16 protein-coding genes are annotated in these 20975 nt (G+C 45.9%); 9 read left to right on the top strand and 7 right to left on the bottom strand.

All coding sequences use genetic code 11. From position 1 onward, the window contains the following. Positions 1-2 precede the first annotated feature (2 nt). The 5 genes from nuoF to ndhC all read right to left on the bottom strand — a co-directional run bounded on the left by nuoF (position 3) and on the right by ndhC (position 5486). The gene (nuoF, locus tag I6E86_RS02925) at positions 3-1427 is read right to left on the bottom strand and encodes an NADH-quinone oxidoreductase subunit NuoF (protein ID WP_227680507.1); all 1425 of its coding nucleotides are present in this window, start codon (positions 1425-1427) and stop codon (positions 3-5) included. After that, on the bottom strand, positions 1424-1933 hold the full coding sequence (gene nuoE, locus I6E86_RS02920; protein ID WP_045444735.1) for an NADH-quinone oxidoreductase subunit NuoE: 510 nt from the start codon (positions 1931-1933) through the stop codon (positions 1424-1426). Before nuoE ends, nuoF begins: the two co-directional genes overlap by 4 nt. Before the next feature lie 174 nt (positions 1934-2107). Next, positions 2108-3883 (bottom strand): NADH-quinone oxidoreductase subunit C/D, encoded by a 1776-nt coding sequence (nuoC, locus tag I6E86_RS02915; protein ID WP_197175104.1) that lies wholly within the window; start codon positions 3881-3883, stop codon positions 2108-2110. Positions 3884-4018: 135 nt separating this feature from the next. Further along, on the bottom strand, positions 4019-4687 hold the full coding sequence (locus tag I6E86_RS02910; RefSeq protein ID WP_021813431.1) for a NuoB/complex I 20 kDa subunit family protein: 669 nt from the start codon (positions 4685-4687) through the stop codon (positions 4019-4021). A 175-nt stretch (positions 4688-4862) separates the two neighbouring features. Further along, positions 4863-5486 (bottom strand): NADH-quinone oxidoreductase subunit A, encoded by a 624-nt coding sequence (gene ndhC / locus I6E86_RS02905; RefSeq protein WP_194362791.1) that lies wholly within the window; start codon positions 5484-5486, stop codon positions 4863-4865. 797 nt (positions 5487-6283) lie between these two features. Here ndhC and I6E86_RS02900 point away from each other — a divergent pair. From I6E86_RS02900 to argB, 5 genes are all read left to right on the top strand, one after another. Then, positions 6284-8317, top strand: a complete 2034-nt coding sequence (locus I6E86_RS02900) for a UvrD-helicase domain-containing protein (protein ID WP_194362790.1) — start codon at positions 6284-6286, stop codon at positions 8315-8317. Positions 8318-8436: 119 nt separating this feature from the next. Next, the gene (mgtE, locus tag I6E86_RS02895) at positions 8437-9840 is read left to right on the top strand and encodes a magnesium transporter (protein ID WP_197175102.1); all 1404 of its coding nucleotides are present in this window, start codon (positions 8437-8439) and stop codon (positions 9838-9840) included. Positions 9841-9903: 63 nt separating this feature from the next. Beyond that, positions 9904-10368 (top strand): dUTP diphosphatase, encoded by a 465-nt coding sequence (gene dut, locus I6E86_RS02890; protein ID WP_197175100.1) that lies wholly within the window; start codon positions 9904-9906, stop codon positions 10366-10368. A 113-nt stretch (positions 10369-10481) separates the two neighbouring features. Then, on the top strand, positions 10482-12323 hold the full coding sequence (locus I6E86_RS02885; protein WP_197175098.1) for a phosphomannomutase: 1842 nt from the start codon (positions 10482-10484) through the stop codon (positions 12321-12323). A 134-nt stretch (positions 12324-12457) separates the two neighbouring features. Then, positions 12458-13372, top strand: a complete 915-nt coding sequence (gene argB / locus I6E86_RS02880) for an acetylglutamate kinase (protein ID WP_197175096.1) — start codon at positions 12458-12460, stop codon at positions 13370-13372. Positions 13373-13473: 101 nt separating this feature from the next. On the opposite strand, the gene I6E86_RS02875 is transcribed toward argB, so the two are convergent. After that, the gene (locus I6E86_RS02875) at positions 13474-13833 is read right to left on the bottom strand and encodes a hypothetical protein (protein WP_197175094.1); all 360 of its coding nucleotides are present in this window, start codon (positions 13831-13833) and stop codon (positions 13474-13476) included. Between the two features lie 85 nt (positions 13834-13918). Further along, positions 13919-14296 carry an arsenate reductase gene (locus I6E86_RS02870; RefSeq protein ID WP_197175092.1) on the bottom strand — a complete coding sequence of 126 codons (378 nt, stop codon included), beginning with the start codon at positions 14294-14296 and terminating at the stop codon, positions 13919-13921. A gap of 207 nt (positions 14297-14503) precedes the next feature. Here I6E86_RS02870 and leuS point away from each other — a divergent pair, with 207 nt between their 5' ends. The 4 genes from leuS (at position 14504) to I6E86_RS02850 (ending at position 20715) form a co-directional block, all read left to right on the top strand. After that, positions 14504-17191, top strand: coding sequence for a leucine--tRNA ligase (gene leuS, locus I6E86_RS02865; protein WP_197175091.1), 2688 nt, complete (start codon positions 14504-14506; stop codon positions 17189-17191). Between the two features lie 61 nt (positions 17192-17252). Continuing rightward, complete coding sequence (locus I6E86_RS02860) at positions 17253-17990, top strand: hypothetical protein (RefSeq protein WP_227680506.1); 738 nt, start codon at positions 17253-17255, stop codon at positions 17988-17990. A gap of 57 nt (positions 17991-18047) precedes the next feature. Then, positions 18048-19118 (top strand): DNA polymerase III subunit delta, encoded by a 1071-nt coding sequence (gene holA / locus I6E86_RS02855; RefSeq protein WP_197175088.1) that lies wholly within the window; start codon positions 18048-18050, stop codon positions 19116-19118. Positions 19119-19383: 265 nt separating this feature from the next. Further along, entirely contained in the window at positions 19384-20715 is a 1332-nt protein-coding gene (locus I6E86_RS02850; RefSeq protein WP_197175087.1) for an efflux RND transporter periplasmic adaptor subunit, read from the top strand. Positions 20716-20975 lie beyond the last annotated feature (260 nt).

Raw genomic sequence — 20975 nt, 5'->3', positions numbered from 1 at the left:
CCTTATTTCACTACTGGCTGTTGATTGGCTGCAGCATCAATGATATCTACACCAACCGCCTGAGTGATTTTTTGATCAAACTCTGGACGGAAATATTTAATCGCACTCATTAGTGGCTCCATCGCACCTGGGGCATGCGCACAGAATGTTTTACCAATCCATAAGTCACGCGTGAGGCCCTCTAGTTTTTCTACATCGCCTACTTGCCCTTCACCATCATTGATAGCGGTAAGCAGCTTGACGCCCCACGGTAGACCGTCACGGCATGGTGTACACCAACCGCAGGATTCGCGTTGGAAGAAAATTTCGAGATTGCGAACGAGTGGCACCATATCTTGAGCTTCATCGACAACCATAATAAGACCAGTACCCATACGGCTACCTGCTTTTTGAATGGTATCAAAATCTACCACCACATCTAAATGCTCAGTGGTTAAAAAGTCAGTCGATGCGCCGCCCGGTAGCCAAGCTTTGAGGGTTTTGCCCTCGATCATGCCACCCGCTAAATCTTCAATGATTTCGCGCGCCGTATAACCAAATGGTAATTCCCATAGACCTGGGTCGTTGACTAAACCTGAGCAGCCAAACAGTTTCGTACCTGGTGTCTGGCTCTTGCCTTTGATAGTAGATAACGACTGATACCATTCGACGCCATGATTCAAGATGGCTGGCATGTTGCACAAAGTCTCAACGTTGTTGACTACCGTTGGACGACCCCATGCACCAGAGATTTGCGGGAAAGGCGGTTTGGTACGTGGGTTAGCACGGCGACCTTCTAGACAATTAATCAATGCGGTTTCTTCACCGCAGATATAGCGTCCAGCACCCGTATGCACATGCAGATTAAAACTAAAGTCTGAGCCTAAAATGTTAGCGCCCATTAGATTGTTGGCCAAGCATTCTTCAATGGCAGCGACCAAACGTTCAGCGGCTAAGATGTACTCACCACGGATAAAGATATAACCGTCAGTTGCACCAATCGCATGCGCGGTAATCAACATACCTTCAATCAACTGAAACGGTAGACGCTCCATCAATAGACGGTCTTTAAAGGTACCCGGCTCCATCTCATCAGCATTACAGATGAGATAACGCGGTAAACCATCTGGCGGCGACATAAACGTCCACTTCAAACCAGCATTAAAACCTGCACCGCCGCGGCCTCTGACGTTTGCAGCTTTGATCATATTACCGACTTCTTTAGGCGATTGACTCAAAGCTTGCTTTAAACCAGTAAAGCCTTTTAGAGATTCGTAGGTGGCCAAATCAAGCACTGCGTCATGATGTGCTAGACGCCATGTTAATGGCTTGGTTTCGCTAGTCGCTGTGGCTTTATCACCATAAATTGGAATGCGCTGTTCGTTAAGTTGGCTTGGTGCTTTGCCTTGGCTACGTTGAGCAATTTGCTCTGAAAGCGTTAATCTCATGCGTATAGCTCCAATAATTGCGTGACTTCTTCAGGCTGAACAGGGCCATAGGTATCTTCGTCAATCAACACAGCAGGACCCTTATCACAGTTACCTAAACAGCAAATTGGCAATAGCGTAAAACGACCATCAGCCGTCGTCTGACCATATTCAATACCCAGCTGCGATCTGATTTCAGCTGATAACGCCTCATAACCTGTCAAAAAACAAGCCACTGAATCACAAATAAGGATGACGTGGCGACCAACAGGCTGACGATAAATACGGTTAAAGAACGTCGCAACGCCGTCCATATCTGACATTGGAATGTCTAGAATATTGGCAATGGCATTCACTTGTGCATCATCGACCCAGCCGTTGCGCTTTTGCACAATTTTTAGCGCATCGAGCGAAGCAGCACGCGCTTGCGGGTAATGGTGCATAAACTCATGAATAGCCGCAATTTCCTCGCTAGTGAGGATGCTTGCCACATCTACTTTTGGCATTTTGTCGGAAACAATTTTCATAGTCTTCTATCTGTCCTCACTCATCACGCTTTATCAGCTAATAGTGACAGTCTTATGAGTGTCGCTACATGGCAAGATATCAGCGTTTTGGTGTGCCATTTGGCAATGATATATTGATAAACATATTTCTTTAATAACGATAATTTTCTGATCAAAGCATGAAAGATCAAAGTATTAGCGATCACAATCGGCCATTACGATATCAATCGATGCCAAATACATAATGGCATCTGAGACGAGCGAACCATTAATCACTGATGGCATCTGCTGCAAGTGCGCAAATGTCGGCGTACGGATACGAGTACGATAGCTCATCGTCGCCTTATCTGAAGTAATGTAATAGCTGTTCAAACCTTTGGTCGCTTCTACAATCGTCGTACACTCGCCCGCTGGCATCACAGGACCCCAAGATACTGAGATAAAGTGGTTAATCAAGGTTTCAATATCGTTCAAGGTACGGTCTTTCGGCGGTGGTACCGCTAGTGGATGGTCCGCTTTGTAAGGGCCTTGTGGCATATTGTCCATGCACTGGCGAATGATGCGTAACGACTGACGCATCTCTTCAACTTTTACCATACAACGATCATAAGCGTCACCGTTGTAACCGACTGGCACTTCAAAGTCGTAATTTTCATAACCCATGTATGGACGCGCTTTACGCAAATCGAAGTCAACGCCTGTCGCGCGCAGACCTGCACCAGTGACGCCCCAAGCCAATGCTTGCTTGGCATTATATTGAGCAACACCTTGAGTACGGCCTTTGAGCACGCTGTTTTGTAATGCTGCTTTGACATATTCGTCCAAGCGTTTTGGCATCCAATCTAAGAACTCACGAACCAGACGCTGCCAACCACGTGGTAGATCAGCAGCTGTACCACCGATACGGAACCAAGCGGGATGCATACGATAGCCAGTCACGGCTTCGATGACGTCATAAGCTTTTTGGCGATCGGTAAACATATAGAATACAGGGGTCATACCACCCGCATCCTGAATGAAGGTACCGACGAATAGTAAGTTATTGGTAATACGGAAAAACTCACTCATCATCACACGGATGGTTTCAGCGCGTGGAGGAATGGTGATTCCTGCAAGCTTTTCGACCGACATGATGTACGGCAGCTCATTCATTACACCGCCAAGATAATCAATACGGTCGGTATAAGGAATAAAAGAGTGCCAAGTTTGACGCTCAGCCATTTTTTCTGCGCCGCGATGGTGATAGCCGATATCAGGGATACAATCGACGACTTCTTCGCCATCGAGCTGTAGCACTAAGCGGAATGCACCGTGAGCAGAGGGATGGTTAGGACCGATGTTCAAGAACATAAAGTCTTCATCGCGACCTGAACGCTTCATGCCCCACTCTTCTGGGACAAAGCGCAGGTTCTCTTGCTCGTATTGTTGCTTAGCGGTATTCAAGAAGTACGGGGTAAATTCTGTCGCACGCGCATGATACTCTTTACGCAGTGGATGACCTTCCCAGTATTTAGGCAATAGGATACGGGTCAAATGCGGATGGCCGGTAAAGACAATACCGAACATATCCCATACTTCACGCTCATACCAATTGGCATTTGGCCAAATATTGGTGGCGCTCGGTACATTGACGTCGTCTTCGCTCAGTGCGACCTTAATACGTACGTCACTATTACGTTCAAGCGACATAAGGTGATAAAACACCGTAAAGTCACTGTCAGGTAAGCCTTGGCGATGTTGGCGTAAACGCTCATCTATCGCTGACAAGTCAAATAACATGACATACGGCTGGGGCAATTTACGCAGGAATAAGAGAACATCGAGCAAATCCGCACGCGCAACCCAAACCGTTGGAATCTCATCAACAGTTTGCTGCACGACAAACTTACCGGCATACTTCTGCTCCAGCTCTGTGATAACCGCTGGGACAGGCTTAATCTTAGGGTCTATCTTTTCGACTACCGTGACCATGAATGATGTATTCCTTCATTAATCATAACTGAACTATTGTTAGTCATAATCAAGCTATGTCAATCATAACCGAACTATGATGAGCGCATAAAATATTGAGGTTGTTGCTATCGCTAACAATCTAAACGCACAAACCTAAATACTGTCTGGGCTACGTAAGTTTTTGACAGCGATACGATCTGCCTGCTTACGGTCACGCTCAGGCGTCATTTGTGGCTGATAGATACCTTGCTCATTGACATGGATACCCAGCGGACGACGCTCTTTGGTGATAGATTCTTGCAATAACATCAAACCTTGAATCAACGCTTCTGGACGCGGTGGACAACCCGGCACATAGACATCGACTGGAATGATTTTATCCACGCCTTGTACCACAGAGTAGATATCATACATACCACCAGAGTTGGCACAGGCACCCATTGAGATGACCCATTTTGGCTCAAGCATTTGCTCATAAAGACGCTGAATAACAGGCGCCATTTTGACAAAACAAGTACCGGCGACGATCATGACATCTGCTTGACGAGGCGAGGCACGAATAACCTCAGCACCAAAGCGTGACAAATCATGAACAGCGGTTAAGGTAGTGGCATATTCGACGTAACAGCAAGAAGTACCAAAGTTAAATGGCCACAGTGAGTGCTTGCGCCCCCAGTTTGCTGTCGAGTGAACGAGGTCTTCGAGACGACCCATAAAGACGTTTTTATTGACTTCGTCTTCGATAGGGTCATTGACCGTTTGACTGGTCTGTGCAGGATAGGTATCTGCATCAGGGTTGGCTTTTGTTAATGTGTATTTCATAACATACAACCTTCATATTAGGCTTGGCGTGGCAATCATCTTGCTCGCGCTGTCGCCATAACTTTATTATAAATAAGTGGCTAATCATCAGCGATCATTAATACAAACAGACTGATGTCTTTATCTCTTACTGGCAGTCTTTACACACTGCATAAACCAACATCAATAACTGGCATTAACGCTCAGTTTTGTCTTGCTTAGCAGACGTCGCAAAATCCACAGACGTTACATTACCCGTGGTATTGATATGATCGATGTTTTGTAAATGACGACGATTGGTTTCGATATTGTTTGAGACATTGATTTGACCAGATGACTGTGCTGGCACTTTACCCGTAGGGTCAACCATGAGCTCGTGAGCACCATCGAATTTGGTGATATCTGCTAAATTGAAACCAGCAGGCGCCGCATATAGACGTGCTTTTTTGCGTAGTTTATCAGCAGGTGCCCAGTTCATCGCACCCAAGCTCAGCTCATAAATCAAACCGATAATCAGAATAACGATAAAGGTGCCAGCAGCGGCAAAACCAAGCCAGCCAGCCTCACGCACAGAGACGGCATAAGCATAAAGATATAGCGCTTCTAAATCGAAGATGACAAAGAAAATCGCGACCAAATAAAATTTGGCAGACAAACGAATACGGGCGTTGCCAGATCCGACAACACCCGCTTCAAATATCTCTTCTTTTTGTGAGCCTTGAGAGCGACCGCCAAGTAAGCGCGGCACGACCAGCATAAAGACAACTAGCCCAATGGCGGCTAAAATAAAAGCAATGGCTGACCAATTAAAAGCAGACATGATAATACGTGCTCCTCACCCAATCGAGTGTTAAGCGCAGCGCAAGCACAGACCTACTAAGGGCGTGTTGCAACAGGCTTAACGCAGACGAAAACACAAAGCGACTGTATTTAAGTAACTGTCATTGAGTCACATGTTAGGTATTTTGCTGGTAACAACCAATTATCAAGTGTATTGACGACGATGTCAGACGTGACCAACTGTAGAGATTCCGGTATGCGCGCGGATAAAGGCTGGTCGCCCAACGCATCTTCTAACAACGTAAGATCAACGTATTAAATCAATATCATATCTGACTGCTTACTTAATTGATTTAATAGCTCATTACACGTGGTCAATAGAGACAAGACAACTGGCATAAATTATTTACGTACTATACGCATATCAGTGCCTAAAAGCTAGTTTTTAACTGTATTGAACGGTCACTTTCTGTGCAAAAAAGAGGTGTTTTTTTTACTATGAATTATGATATAGACCTTACCTTATATTAACCCCAAATCCATGCTTTTGGCTATGAGCAAACACTGCCACGACGTTTAGCAAAAACCAAGTGCCTAAATATCCCTTTTTCAGCACCCAAGTCCTCCCCTAAAGTGACCATTTTTGCTTTATAATGACCCACCAGATTTTTATGATATCTCATCATTAAACCTTACTATTCTTATAATAAAGATTATTAACATATCGCGACGATACAAGTTTTGATAATGTGCGCCTTTTGATAGTGCGCGCCGCATTCATCTAATTGTGTTATATCAGCGCTACCCTCTTTTTGCTTTTGTCTTACAGGTCACGTTATGAGTCAACTCAATCCCAAACAAACCGAGGCCATGCTCTACGTATCTGGCCCTCTGCTAGTGCTCGCAGGTGCAGGCTCCGGTAAGACGTCCGTAATTACCCGAAAGATTGCCTACCTGATCGAAGAGTGTGATATGCCAGCTGAGCGTATCACTGCCGTGACTTTTACCAATAAAGCGGCACGTGAGATGAAAGCGCGGGTTAGTAAATTGCTCCCTAGCGAAAAAATGCGCGGACTGACCGTATCGACCTTTCACCAGTTCGGGCTACAGTTTTTGCGTTATGAGCTGATTCATACGCCCCTCAAAGGCAACTTTTCCATTATGGACAGCGATGACAGTAAGCGTCTACTGATGGAGCTGATGATGCGTGACAACTTAAGCGGCGCGGAAAGCCGTGAGCTGGTTGGCAAAGCGATCAAATTCATCTCTGACTGGAAAAACGATTTGATAGAGCCTGACAAGGCGATGGAAACGTTGGACGATCCAGAAGACATGATTTTTGCCACATTATATGCCCTGTATGAGCGTAACTTGCGCGCGTATAATGCCGTCGATTTTGATGATTTAATTGTCTTGCCAACCAAGATACTGCGTGAAAACAGAGAGCTGCGTGACAAATGGCAAAACCGCATCCGTTATCTGCTTGTCGATGAGTATCAAGACACCAATACTGCTCAGTACGAAATGATTAAAAACTTGGTCGGGCCGCAAGGTCGATTTACCGTGGTAGGTGATGACGATCAGTCGATCTATGCGTGGCGTGGTGCCAAGCCTGAAAACATGGCGCTGCTCAAAGAAGATTTTCCTAAGCTAAAAATCGTCATGCTTGAGCAAAACTACCGCTCGACCACTCGTATTTTGACCTCAGCTAATGCCGTCATCACCAACAACGAGCATTTATTTGAAAAGAAACTGTGGTCAGATAAAGGTCAAGGCGAAAAAATCCGCATTATCAACTGCCGTAATGACGATGACGAGTCCGAGCGTGTCGCCAAAGAGATCATCACGCACAAGCTGCGCTTTGGTAATGAGTGGGAACAGTATGCCGTCCTTTATCGCAGTAACTTTCAGGCGCGTATGCTAGAAGCACAACTGCGTCAGTTGCAAATTCCCTATAAGCTGTCTGGCGGTCAGTCATTTTTTGCGCGCAGTGAAATCAAAGACATCATGGGGTATTTGCGTCTGATTTTGAACCCTGAAGATGACAGCGCGTTTTTGCGTATTATCAATACACCTAAGCGCGGTATGGGACCAGCAACGCTTGAAAAGCTTGGGTTATTTGCACAAGAGCACAGTATATCGCTGTTGGCCTCTTGCACCCATGCTGGTCTGACTCATGTATTGCCATCAAAGGCTTATGGTACGATAAAAGAGTTTGGCGAGTTCATTGAACACTATACGCGTGAGCTAGATCAGCACCCTGATCCTGTACCAATCGTGCGCCAAATGATTGATGAGACAGGCTACATTGATTTTGTGCGTAGCGACGCCAAGACTCCGCAGCAAGAAAAAAACCGTATTGATAATATCGATATGCTCTATACCAGTATTCAATCGCTCATTAATCGCGCTGAAGAAGACGAAGATCGCACGATTGATACCATCATTCGTAAGCTGGTATTGCTAGATATGCTCGAGCAACAGCAAGAAGAAGAGAACACCAATAAAGTCAATCTAATGACCTTGCATGCGGCAAAAGGCTTGGAGTTTGATTTTGTTTATATTATGGGGCTTGAGGAAGAGATGCTGCCGCATCGCAACTCTATCATGAGCGAGACAGTCGAAGAAGAGCGACGCCTGATGTATGTGGGCATCACCCGTGCGCGTCGTGAGCTGACATTGACCCTCGCAACCCAGCGCCGTGCAGGTGGTCAAATGCGTGTCACCTCAGAGTCAAGATTTTTGGATGAGTTACCTGAGGAGCATATCGATTGGCCTGCCAAAGCCAAAAAGAAAAAAGCGACCAAAGACCCTGAAGCCGTTGCGGATGAGTATCTGGCCAATATTCGGGCGCTGCTAGGTAAGCGCTAACGATATAGCACTGATGGCTACAAAATTGATTGCTCCAAAAAAGTATCCGTTGAGCGGGCAACCACTCAGAAACTCCTGCATCACTGTTGTTTATAATTTATAAGAAACTTGGAATTTTTATGTCTACCTCCACGCCCAATCAGGAACGACCATCTGTGCTACCAGGAGAGTATAATCCAGCTGAATACAATGCTGAATATAAACTGCTGTACTTGCAGGGTTTGGTTGCTGATAAAGCCTATGAGGCCATTACTGAGTTTTTAGAAAAGCAGTCAGAATATGAGATTGCTAACCTATTAGAGTCTTTCCCGACTCAAAACCGCTTATTGATTTGGGAGCAAGTACCAGAGAACCTCAAGGGTGAGGTGCTGGCTGAGCTAGAGTACGACACCCGCCAGCCATTGATGGAGAATATCTCCTCTCAAGAGATTTCTTTATTTACCCAAGATCTCGATGCTCAAGACATCTCTGAGATTTTGGATACCGTGACTGAGAGCGTCCGTACCTCTGTCATGGCAACACTAGACGAAGAGACCCGCGTTCAGGTTAATAAACTCGATACTTATGAGGATTGGGAAGTGGGCAGCTATATGGATCCCGATATCATCCAAATAAGGGATGACATCCATCTGGCTGAGGTACAAAACTGGCTCCGAGCAAATGAAGATTTACTCGATGACGAAAGCCAAGAGCTGCTAGTCGTCGATCAAAGCCAGCAACTGCTCGGTCTATTGAGTCTGGTAGATTTGATTAAACATAAGCAAAGCACCTTAGTGTCAGAGCTGATTGACACCGCCATCACGATCAATGATCGCTTAGACATCCAAGATGCGGCGGCGATTTTTCGTTCAGAAGACATTCGCTTTGCCCCTGTTATCAATAGCCATGGCGAGCTGGTTGGTCAGCTAAATGGCGAGGATATCATGGAGATTATCCAAGACGATGTTGACAGCACCATGAAAAACCTCGCTGGTGTCAGTCAAGATGAAGAACTGTTTGCCCCTATCTTAACCAGTGCCAAAAGCCGTAGTGTTTGGCTAGGTATCAATTTATGTACCGCGCTGTTGGCCGCCGCAGTGATTGGGCAGTTTGAAGAAGTACTAGCACAAGTCGTGGCACTAGCGATACTCATGCCTGTGGTTGCGAGCATGGGCGGTATTGCTGGATCTCAGACACTGACAGTCGTGATTCGCGGGATGGCAATGGGTCAAATCGGTGGTTCTAACCGTGTCTGGCTTTTGAATAAAGAGCTGTGGGTAGGCGCAATCAACGGTATCATTTGGGCGATAATTATGGCGTTTATTGCTCAGTTATGGTTTCATGACATTAAGATCAGCGCCGTGATTGGCTTTGCCATTGCCATCAATATGACAGCAGCTAATGTCTCTGGTATCAGCATACCGCTGATGCTCAAACGTATGAATATCGACCCTGCATTGTCTGCTTCCGTTATTTTGACCACCGTAACCGATATCGTCGGTTTTATGTCATTTTTGGGCTTAGCCAGTGTATTGATACTATAATCAAATACTGAATTTTTGAATATCTTCATTTATAAAACCATCAAATCGTTAAGTGAGTGTGTTATGCAAGCTGTACAAGTGAAAGTTATCAACCCAAAAATTATCGAAGATAAGGCGTTCTCCTTACCGACTCGTGCCACCGATGGCAGTGCGGGTATCGACTTGCGCGCTTGCATTGATGAGCCATTAACCATCAAGGCAGGTGAAACACACTTAATCGGTACAGGTCTCGCCGTTTATATCCAAGATCCTAATTATGCAGGTATGATTTTGCCGCGCTCAGGGCTCGGCCATAAGCACGGTATCGTCTTAGGTAATTTGGTCGGGCTGATTGATGCGGATTATCAAGGTGAGCTGATGGTTAGTATTTGGAATCGCAGTAACGACGACTTTGTGCTTAATCCAGCAGAGCGTATGGCACAATATATCGTTGTACCTGTTGCCCGCCCTGAGTTTTCAGTGGTAACAGAGTTCAGTGATGAAAGCGAACGCGGTGCGGGCGGATTCGGACATTCAGGTCGCCAGTAGCCCATAAGTAAGCCCTATTGATTGACCGTTTTCATGGTTGTTAACTCTCAAGATAATAACCATCACAATAATAGCTGTGATAATAGTAACCACGACAATAAGGAGAGTAAGCGATGCCATCTTTTGCTGCACAGCAATCCTTATTTCGTGCTTATGATATTCGCGGCTATTATCAGCATTTTACAGACGAGTTTATACAAGCATTGGGCCATGCTTTTGGTCGGCTTTATCACTCCCACAGCGACGAAAAAGCGCCAGTCTTTAATACTGTCATCAATACCCATACGAATATAAGTAAAGAAAACCCGCAAAACGTCGTTACCGTCGTCGTCGGTTATGATGTGCGCTGCGGTAGTGAGGCGATTGCACGGACACTGTCTGCCATATTGGTTGGGCATAATATCCGCGTTATACAGCTAGGGTTAGTTACCACACCGATGGTGGCATTTTGGGCAGCACGCTATCATGGTCATGGCATCACAGTCACCGCCAGCCACTCGGCCAAAGACACGCTGGGTATTAAGTGGTTGGTCAGTAATACATCACCGAGCAGCGCTGCAATACAGGCACTCTATCAACAATTGACTGTGAACCATGATTATCACTTTTATCAAAAAATCCAAGCTAAAAACCGAGTTTTTGATTCAGAAATGGTAGAGAATAATAACGATACTAAACCATCAAGTTATCTGCTTGATGAACTATCTACCGAGCAAGTCGAAAGTGTCTATATCGACGCTATCGAACGCGTCTTTAACCAGCTCTCTGAAGACCACTGCTCAACCACTATTTATCATCCAAAAAACGCTCGCAAGCTTGATCTAATCGTGGTTATTGACTGCTTGAATGGTGCTGCTGGCAGTGTTGCTCAGCATTTATTTGACCATTTCTGCCAGCATGTCATCATGCTCAACGATACGCCAGACGGATGCTTTCCTCTTGGCAATCCTGACCCAACCGAACCGAATCGCTTAAAACAATTACAGCGAGCCGTCATAGCTCATCATGCAGATATTGGCCTTGCCTTTGATGGTGATGGTGACCGTTTGATGGTTGTTGATAATAACGGCAGAGTCGTCATGCCTGATCATCTGCTTTATCTATTGGCACGCATCGCTATCACTGAACGCCCTGAGTCTTTGAATGACTCATTAGTAGCGTCTGAGGTTCTTTTCGATATTAAATGTGCCCATCATTTGCCAAGACTCCTGTCCCATCTTGGTGCGACTCCTGTCATCAGTAAGACGGGGAGCAGCTTTATGCGCCAACAGATACGGCTTCCTGATAGTCAGATTGTCTTTGCTGGCGAGTTATCAGGGCATTTTATCTTCAATGACCACCGCTTTATTCCTTATGATGATGCGATGTATGCTGCACTACGATTATTGCATTGGTTTGCTTTGTCTGGTGATGACATTGATAACACTGGTAACTTTAGCAGCAAAAAATCTCTGTCAGACATTATCCAAAGCTTGCCAGCCATGGTCAGTACCGCTGACCATTATTTGCCAATGCCGCCATCCGCGACTACCGATTGCGCTATCATGGAGCAATTGACTAAGTTTTGCCGTTATTTACAGCAATTGATACCCGTACCGGCGCGTCACCATTCGCTGGATAATGCCAGTCACTCATCAACCTTCATTCAACTGCCAACCATGCAGTGCCCATCGTCAGTCTGCACTTGCGCTTCAGTAAAATCTAGCACCACACTGGCGCAAGCGAAGCACCTACTGCCTATAGGGACGTCTCTTAGCTGTATCGACGGGGTTCGCTTGGATTTCCCCCATGGCTTTGGCGTGCTGCGCCAATCAAACACCAGTAATAGCCTAACCGCTCGCTTTGCTGGTGATAGCATCGACGACCTAAAAGATATTCAAGCCATATTTGCCACGTTATGCCGTCCGTTCAACACCGTACTGGCAGAGCAGATTCTTGCTATGGTTGCTGAGTAGTCGGCACGTATGGATAGTATGCTTGTACAAAAACGTAGATCTACCAAGCGCAATTAGCAGCACTGTACCAATTTATAAATGTTTGAATAACTACCAAAAACAACCCATTTAAAACCGCCCTTTAGGAGTTTGTAATGACGCTTAATTTAGATGATGCCAAAAACACCGCCGAAGTACTCACCACGGCACTGCCCTATATTCAGCGCTTTGTTGATAAATTGATCGTCGTAAAATACGGTGGCAATGCAATGACTGACCCTGAGCTTGAAAGCTCGTTCGCCCGCGATATTGTGTTGCTAAAAACCGTCGGTATACACCCAGTGGTGGTACATGGCGGCGGTCCGCAAGTGGACAATCTTTTAAAAGAGCTAGGCCGTCAGTCAGATCGTATCGATGGGATGCGCGTCACGGACAAAAGCACCATGGATATCGTCGAAATGGTTTTGGGCGGTAGCGTCAATAAATCCATTGTCAGCTTGATTAATAAGCACGGTGGACGTGCGATTGGTCTGACGGGTAAAGACGCCAACTTAATCTTAGCCAAAAAGTTAAAGATGGAAAAAATCGGCGAAGATGGTATCGCTGTTCCTATCGATTTAGGATTTGTCGGCGATGTGGTCAGTGTTAATAAAGACGTGATTAACATGCTCATTGCCTCTGATTTTATCCCAGTCATCGCACCACTTGGCGTTGATGCCGACGGCAATACCTATAATATCAATGCCGATCTAGTCGCAGGTAAAGTGGCTGAGTTTTTGCAAGCAGAAAAACTCATGTTGCTGACCAATATCAAAGGCGTACTGGGCCGTGATGGCGAAGTTGTGACTGGACTCACGCCAAAGAAAGTCGACAGCCTCATCGAAGACGGTACAATCTCAGGCGGCATGATTCCCAAGATCCAATGCGCACTCGATGCGGTGCGTAGCGGTGTCAAAAGCGCTGTCATTGTAGATGGTCGCGTCCCGCATGCCACGCTATTGGAGATTTTTACCAATGAAGGGGTTGGTACACTCATCAGTCGTGATTTGGACTCATCATTGAGCCAGTAGAGCTTAGCCGTAACTGACATAAAAAAGCCCGAGCTTGAATACCAAGCTCGGGCTTTTTTATGACTCATGAATGCTTTGATAATCGTTAGCAAGCAAAGCGCTTAATAAGCACAGAACTCGACAGAACTATGGCTAGTGTTGCCATATACTTGCATGTAATGATTGCCTTTATTTTCGGTAAAATAAGAGGTCTCATTATCATAGCGGTCACCATCTAGGCGCCCTTTAGGCCCTGAAACGTATGCGACGTTTATTTGGTCATCGCCCACATTACGAATCACTAAGTTTTGCTCAGGTAGCAACCATAAGCGGAACAACTTACCATCTTTGATGTTACCGCTAAAACTACCACAATAGCTGTCTTTGGCAAAAGTAATCTTGGTAGATGAGTCAGCAGCTTGGACGCCTGTCATCATCAAAGAGGCTGTTGCAAGCGTCGCCATTAATAACAACTTTTTCATAGTCTTATCCTTAACTATTATAAACAAGCAAACTTAATTCCATTCATGAAATCATAGTTTATAAGCTGCCAAAGTGACAGCTTTTTTATGAAAAATTTGTATCAAATTCGTCTTCATTGAAACCGCAAAGCAGTACTGGCTGACCTTGATTTTTGTCCTTGATCTGACCTTCTACCATCGGGCGCTTAATCATACTAGTATTCTCTACTAGCAAGTCAATCGCGTTGTCTATATTGGCATCTGCCGCTTGCTTTTGGCTATCGTCTAGCTTGCGCCATGTGGTACCGCGTTTGTTGAGCACTTTATCAACGCCTAGCTCATTCACCCAGCGCTGGATACTCTCTCTGTCGATGCCTTGTTTTTTATAATCATGAAACTCATAGCTGACGTTTAGCGCATCTAGCTTAGTAAACGCTTTTTTCATGGTGCTACAAGATTTGATACCGTAGATAGTGATGGTCATAGAAACTCCTCATGAATGTTCATTGATCCTTTTATTATACCCAAGGATGATGAGATGTAGACAACCCATCCCTCTAAAGTCACTTTTAATGCATAAACCTCATGAGCAAATACATCATATCGTCGCAATTTTTGCCAAATTACGCTATGCTATGGCATTGTCAAATTCCCCCTATTTTTATTAGTATCAACCAATTTTGAGCCGACTATGAGCAACGCCGTGACAGCAGACCAAACAGAAAAAAACTATTACAATCCACAAGCGATAGAAGCCGCGCAACAAGCCAAATGGGCAGATGACAAGCGCTTTGAAGTGGGCAATGAGCCAAGCGATAAGCCAAGTCGTTATATGCTGTCTATGTTTCCGTATCCAAGCGGTAAGCTGCATATGGGTCACGTGCGCAACTATACAATCTCTGACGTACTGAGCCGTTACTATCGCCTTAAAGGTTATGAAGTCATGCAGCCAATGGGCTGGGATGGTTTTGGTTTGCCAGCAGAAAACGCGGCGATTGCCAATCAAACCCCGCCTGCGGCATGGACGTTTGCCAATATTGACAACATGCGTGCGCAGCTTAAACTGCTCGGCCTCTCTATTGACTGGTCGCGTGAGTTTGCCACTTGTAGCCCTGAGTATTATCAGTGGGAGCAGTGGTTGTTTTTACAGTTATACAAAAAAGGCTTGGTCTACAAAAAGCTCTCGACCGTCAACTGGGATCCAATTGACAACACCGTATTGGCCAACGAGCAAGTCATCGATGGCAAAGGTTGGCGTAGTGGCGCTGCAGTTGAGAAGCGCGATATCCCGATGTACTACTTCAACATCACCGATTATGCGGACGAATTGCTTGACGATTTGGACCAACTAGAAGGTCATTGGCCGTCTGAAGTGTTGACCATGCAGCGTAACTGGATCGGTCGTAGCGCAGGTATGGAAGTGCACTTCCCTTATGAGCTGTCTGGCGAAACCAACACGTTAGATGTGTTCACAACCCGTCCTGACACTTTGATGGGCGTGACTTATGTTGCGGTTGCAGCAGAGCATCCGCTCGCACAGTATGCCTCAGAGAATGATGAAGCGATTGCTGAGTTTTGTGCTCTATGCAAAAAAGGCTCAGTGGCTGAAGCAGATATGGCCAAAGCCGAAAAAATCGGTATGGACACTGGCCTGACTGTGACGCATCCACTGACTGGCGAAGAAGTGCCGGTGTGGGTTGCCAACTATGTGCTTATGAGCTACGGCTCAGGTGCGGTCATGGCAGTGCCTGCACATGATGAGCGTGATTATGAGTTCGCTAATAAGTACAACCTACCCATCAAGCAAGTCATCACTGTGCCTGAAGGCTATTTTGATAATGAAGAAGCCGACGCTAAGGCCAACAATACTGTCGCCAACCTTGCCTATACCGAGCGCAACACCTTGGTCAATTCAGGTGAGTTCGATGGTCTAGACTTTGAGCAAGCGTTTGAGGCGATGCTAGCCACACTTGAGCCAAAAGAGCTGGCCAAGAAAAAAATCCAATATCGCTTGCGTGACTGGGGTGTTTCTCGCCAGCGCTATTGGGGCTGCCCAATCCCAATGATCAACTGTGAGCATTGCGGTACAGTGCCTGTCGAAGAGCAAGACCTACCAGTCATATTGCCAACGGATGTTGTGCCAGATGGTCGTGGTAATCCGCTCAAAAACATCCCTGAGTTTGTCAATACCACTTGCCCTAAATGTGGCAACCCTGCTGAACGTGAGACCGATACCTTTGACACTTTCGTTGAGTCAAGCTGGTATTACGCCCGCTTTGCTAGCCCAAATGATACGCAAAACATGGTCAATAAGTCTGCTGCCAACAAGTGGCTGCCGGTTGATCAATATGTTGGCGGTGTAGAGCACGCTGTGATGCACTTATTATATGCACGCTTCTTCCATAAGCTGATGCGTGACGAATCACTCGTATCAGGGGATGAGCCGTTTGCCAACTTGATGACCCAAGGCATGGTGCTCGCTGGTACCTTCTATCGCGTCAACGCGGATGGTAGTACCACGTATTACTTTGCTGAAGATATTGATATTGATTTCGATGAGCGTGGCCAACCAATCAAAGCCCTCCTAAAATCTGATGGGCAGCCTGTGACGATTGGCAAAATCGAAAAAATGTCTAAATCAAAAAATAATGGCGTCGATCCGCAGATTACCATTGATAAGTATGGTGCGGACACCGTTCGCCTGTACACACTGTTTACCGCGCCTGCCGATCAAACGCTTGAGTGGTCAGATGATGCACTAAAAGGCCCGTATAACTTTGTGAAAAAAGTATGGCGTATTGCAAACGACCATATGCAAGCATTGACAGCCGCCAATATCAGCAGTGATACGCTCAACAGTGCCACATTAAACACAGAAGGATTGAGTACCGCTGCCAAAAACTTGCGCCGTAAGACTCATGAAACGATTGCCAAGATTGACAGCGATTTAGGCGACCGTTTGGCACTGAATACGCCAGTATCAAGCCTGATGGAACTTGCCAATGAGCTAACGGGCTTTAACGCCAGTAATGAGCAAGAGCTACAAGTCAAACACGAAGCGCTCACCAACTTATTAATCATGCTATCAGTCTATGCCCCGCACGTCGGCGAGCATCTGCTTGAGCAACTAGGACTTGACACCTTAACTCTAGACTACCCAGTCGTTGATGACAGTGCGCTCGTACAAGACACCATCACGATGGTGGTACAGGTCAATGGTAAAATGCGTGGTAAAATGGACGTCGCACCGAACAGCGATCCTGAGCAGTTAAAAGAACAAGCTCGCACGATGGAAAGTGTGGCAAAATTCATCACAGGCGAAATCAAAAAAGAAATCGTTGTGCCCAACAAGCTCGTCAATATCGTGGTTGCAGGCTAAGATTAAGCTAAGACTTTTAGGCTTAGGCAACTAAGCCTTTTTATCATATGAGGATAGCGTTATGTCGTACAAGCACCGAGCTGGGCCATCAGATCAAGCAACCCCTAACGCACCTAACGCACCTAACGCACCAAGTATGGCTGCGCGAAAGTCTGGTGCAAAAAAACTCGCGGCCGTGTTGCTAGCAGGATTACCAATGTTTGCGGTAGTAGGTGCAGCAGCGACGCTGAGCGGTTGCGGCTTTCATCTACGCGGTTATGACGCGCCTATGTTACTTGATGTCAATAGAACCGCTGTCATCATCGAGGACAACCGTACCTCATTTCCTCTGAAACTGCCATTGACGAAGCGTCTTGAAACCTTGGGCGTTGATGTCATTGACAATATGACCTCAGATGAGGTGACCCGCAATAATCAGCAAATCGGTCCTGATACCATTGCAGCAATTGATATCAGCAATATGCGTTTTAAACGTTATGAGCTGGTTGGGGTATTGACAGAGATTCGTCTGGTACTATCTGCCGATGTCAGCTACCAGACCATGGAAAATGGCAAACTGGTTACCCTGACCAATCCCATCCAAGTGGATCGTAGTTACCAGTATAATGAAGCATCGGTCAGTACCGACGATCAGCAAGGCGATCAAACGCGTGACTGGCTCTATGACACACTAGCCCGCCGTATCACTGACCAATATGTTGCGCTGTCTCTGCCTAAAGTTCCCTCTAGAACTGCCAAGATACCGGTACAAACAGGCAAAGGATCCGCATCAACAGCGGTTGTATTACCAACGCCTTGACCCTTTGCATTCTAGACATTTACTATTTATTACCATCAATCTGCGCGTCATCACCTTATGCAAGATACTTTTATAAAAGCCTATCCAAAACTACTTCAACTCTCAGTTGGAGTAGCAGGGCTATGGCTCGCGCATGGTGATGAGCCACTGCTCAGTCAATGGCTGATGGATGCGCTGCGACCGCACTGGCGCGCGCAAAATTACGCCATCAAACGCATAGAGCTAATTTCCGTCAAGAGCTGGCAAGAAGTATTATCAGAGCTTGGCAGTCAGTCTTTATTCGATGATGCCAGCGCTTTAATCGTGACCGGCAATCATAAACCTGACAAAGCGGTTATCGCTGAGCTAGAGCGCTTTGCCATTGAGGCACAAGCCGGTACGCACAGTCACAGTCTATTGTGGCTCACGCCTAAGCAGGATAAACGCAGCCAGAGCAGTAAGTGGTTTGCCCCTTTTGCACAATATGGCAACGTCATTGATTGCAATCTATACAATGAGCAGCAGCGACAGCAGTTATTACAGATACAGGCACAGCAGTTTGGGTTACGACTGTCTCAAGAAGCGTGGCAGCTCCTGATGTCACATACGGAGCACCATTTATTAAGTGCTTATCAAACGCTTTGGCGACTGTCCTACCTGTTTGCACCGCAGTTATTTGAAAGTGATGATGCCAAGCCGACTAGCGGCGATACACAGCCTACAAGCACCGTGGCGCTAGATATCGCAGATCTGCAAGCAGCACTGGTCAGTGACGCGCAATTTAGTGTGTTTGACTTATCTGATGCAATGCTCGCAGGCAATAGTGCACAAGTCGCCAAAATCATTTTTCAGCTAAAGTCGACCGATGAACCCACCACTCTAGTGCTATGGGCCATCAGCAAAGACATGCGTCAAATTATACAATTGATGGATGGACAAGATCCTCAAGCATTAGGCATTTGGCGTAGCAAGCAAGGTCTCTACCAACAAGCGTGCCGTCGTCAATCAAAAGAACAAACGAGCGAATGGCCTGCCCTGCTTTACCGCTGTGACCAAGCCATCAAAGGGCTAATCCGTCAGCCAGCATGGGAGCTATTACTACAAGCCGCATTGGAATTGGCAGGTAAGCGTTTATTTGCGATGCGCTAAAATTAGTCTGTAATCATCTTCTATGGTTCTGTTTACTAACGAGTTATTTACCTCTTCTCTTACTGACTTATACGTTTAAACACTATAAGTCCAGATTCTACTATCCTATCTTGTTCTCCTATAATTTTCGCTTTTAAGCGTTTATTTTCTGTACCTATCTCTATGCTTGGCTACCTTAACCTTTCGTAAACTAATTTCCATTCCATTTTGTAGGTGAAGTCTCTACTATATCTACACTTGATTTAATTGTGATTGGATTGTTGTCATGCGCAAAATAAGCAAAAAGTCTGCTATAAAATGGGGTGTCATTGCCTTAATTATCGTAGCATTAGGGGCTTTGGCCTATACTTTTTTAAAGCCAGAAGAAACCACACCCAACTATCTAACTGCAACCGTTGAGGTCGGTGATATTGAAAACAATGTCATGGCATCGGGTAAAGTGAAAGCGTTAAATACCGTCGATGTAGGGGCACAGGTATCTGGTGAAGTAAAACGCCTGTACGTTGAAGTCGGTGATGAGGTCAAACAAGGCGATTTGATTGCGCAGATTGATCAAGTGACTCAGAAGAACAGCCTGAGTAATGAACAAGCCACCCTTGAGCAAAGTGAAGCGGCGCTACAAAGTGCACAAGCGGAATCGTTTAGCAAACAAGCCAGTCTAAAAAGTGCCTATGCTGATCTTGCCAGCCGTCAGTCTGAGCTCAAACAGGCACAGTCTGATTTTGCACGCTTGCAAGACTTAGTCGCTATCGACGCTATCTCGCAGCAAGAATATGACACGCAAGCGACCAGTGTCGAGACCGCAAAAGCAGCCGTTGCCAATGCACGTGCAGCTATCGATACGGCAAAGGCTGCGATTGCGACTACCGAAGCCAATATCAACAGTCAGCAAGCGGCGTTACGCAAATCACGAACCAATGTGAGTACCGCTGAAGAAGATCTGAGCTATACCACGATTCGCGCGCCGATATCAGGTACCGTCGTTTCTATTACGACTGAACAAGGCACCACCGTGAATGCCAACCAAACGGCGCCCACACTGGTGACACTAGCGGATTTATCGACCGTGCGTATCAACGCGCAAATCTCAGAAGCTGATGTCATTAACGTCAATGCTGGTATGCCCGCTTATTTCAATATCATTGGTAATCCAGATAAGCAGTATGATGCGACATTGACCGCTATCGAACCTGCCCCAGAGCAGATCAGTAGCACCAGCTCGACAGACGCTGCTATCTATTATGTCGGCTACGTAGAAGTACCGAACCCTGACCGCTTGTTCCGAATTGATATGACCGCGCAGATTTATATCATCGTCAATGAAGCCAAAAATGCGCTATTAGTACCGTCAACAGTGATACAAGAGAAGCGTTCTAAAGGTAAAGGTAAAGAAAAAGTCAAAGCAGCCACGGGCAAGTTTGTACGTGTATTAAAAGATGACGGAACCGTAGAAGAGCGTACAGTAGAAGTCGGTATCGATAACCGAGTAAATGCGCAAATCTTAAGTGGTTTGAAAGAAGGTGAAGAAGTAATCATCAGTGAAGAAAGCGGTAAGAAATCAGGTAGCGGCCGTATCCCTGGTGGACCTCGAATGTAACTTGTTCTTTGACTATGTTGAATAAAAAAGGGCTTGTTAAATATCGTAGCCCTTTCATAACAACACTATAACGCTTATTAGCCTTTATTAAAGACACTGCTATGACTATATCTCAATCTCCTAAACCGCCGACTGAAGATAGCTCTGAAAGTAGCACGGCTCAAAACTTAGGGTCACACACTTCTGCTAACCTTTCAAACAGCTCAGATAACTTAAATAATTTAGACAATTTGGATAACTTAAATAATCGGGCAAAAACC

It is taken from the genome of Psychrobacter sp. SWN149 (assembly GCF_015864565.1).
In the GTDB taxonomy this organism is placed as follows: domain Bacteria; phylum Pseudomonadota; class Gammaproteobacteria; order Pseudomonadales; family Moraxellaceae; genus Psychrobacter.
The sequence above is the reverse complement of the archived record's forward strand: the minus strand, read 5'-3'. Positions and strand labels throughout refer to the sequence as shown.

Bases quoted from the DNA above. Each gene is read 5' to 3' on its own strand.
- I6E86_RS02910 (WP_021813431.1), bottom strand. From the start codon at position 4,687: ATGAAATACACATTAACAAAAGCCAACCCTGATGCAGATACCTATCCT.
- ndhC (WP_194362791.1), bottom strand. From the start codon at position 5,486: ATGTCTGCTTTTAATTGGTCAGCCATTGCTTTTATTTTAGCCGCCATT.
- mgtE (WP_197175102.1), top strand. From the start codon at position 8,437: ATGTCTACCTCCACGCCCAATCAGGAACGACCATCTGTGCTACCAGGA.
- nuoF (WP_227680507.1), bottom strand. From the start codon at position 1,427: ATGAGATTAACGCTTTCAGAGCAAATTGCTCAACGTAGCCAAGGCAAA.
- holA (WP_197175088.1), top strand. From the start codon at position 18,048: ATGCAAGATACTTTTATAAAAGCCTATCCAAAACTACTTCAACTCTCA.
- argB (WP_197175096.1), top strand. From the start codon at position 12,458: ATGACGCTTAATTTAGATGATGCCAAAAACACCGCCGAAGTACTCACC.
- I6E86_RS02860 (WP_227680506.1), top strand. From the start codon at position 17,253: ATGTCGTACAAGCACCGAGCTGGGCCATCAGATCAAGCAACCCCTAAC.
- I6E86_RS02885 (WP_197175098.1), top strand. From the start codon at position 10,482: ATGCCATCTTTTGCTGCACAGCAATCCTTATTTCGTGCTTATGATATT.
- nuoE (WP_045444735.1), bottom strand. From the start codon at position 1,933: ATGAAAATTGTTTCCGACAAAATGCCAAAAGTAGATGTGGCAAGCATC.
- I6E86_RS02850 (WP_197175087.1), top strand. From the start codon at position 19,384: ATGCGCAAAATAAGCAAAAAGTCTGCTATAAAATGGGGTGTCATTGCC.
- I6E86_RS02900 (WP_194362790.1), top strand. From the start codon at position 6,284: ATGAGTCAACTCAATCCCAAACAAACCGAGGCCATGCTCTACGTATCT.
- leuS (WP_197175091.1), top strand. From the start codon at position 14,504: ATGAGCAACGCCGTGACAGCAGACCAAACAGAAAAAAACTATTACAAT.
- dut (WP_197175100.1), top strand. From the start codon at position 9,904: ATGCAAGCTGTACAAGTGAAAGTTATCAACCCAAAAATTATCGAAGAT.
- I6E86_RS02870 (WP_197175092.1), bottom strand. From the start codon at position 14,296: ATGACCATCACTATCTACGGTATCAAATCTTGTAGCACCATGAAAAAA.
- I6E86_RS02875 (WP_197175094.1), bottom strand. From the start codon at position 13,833: ATGAAAAAGTTGTTATTAATGGCGACGCTTGCAACAGCCTCTTTGATG.
- nuoC (WP_197175104.1), bottom strand. From the start codon at position 3,883: ATGGTCACGGTAGTCGAAAAGATAGACCCTAAGATTAAGCCTGTCCCA.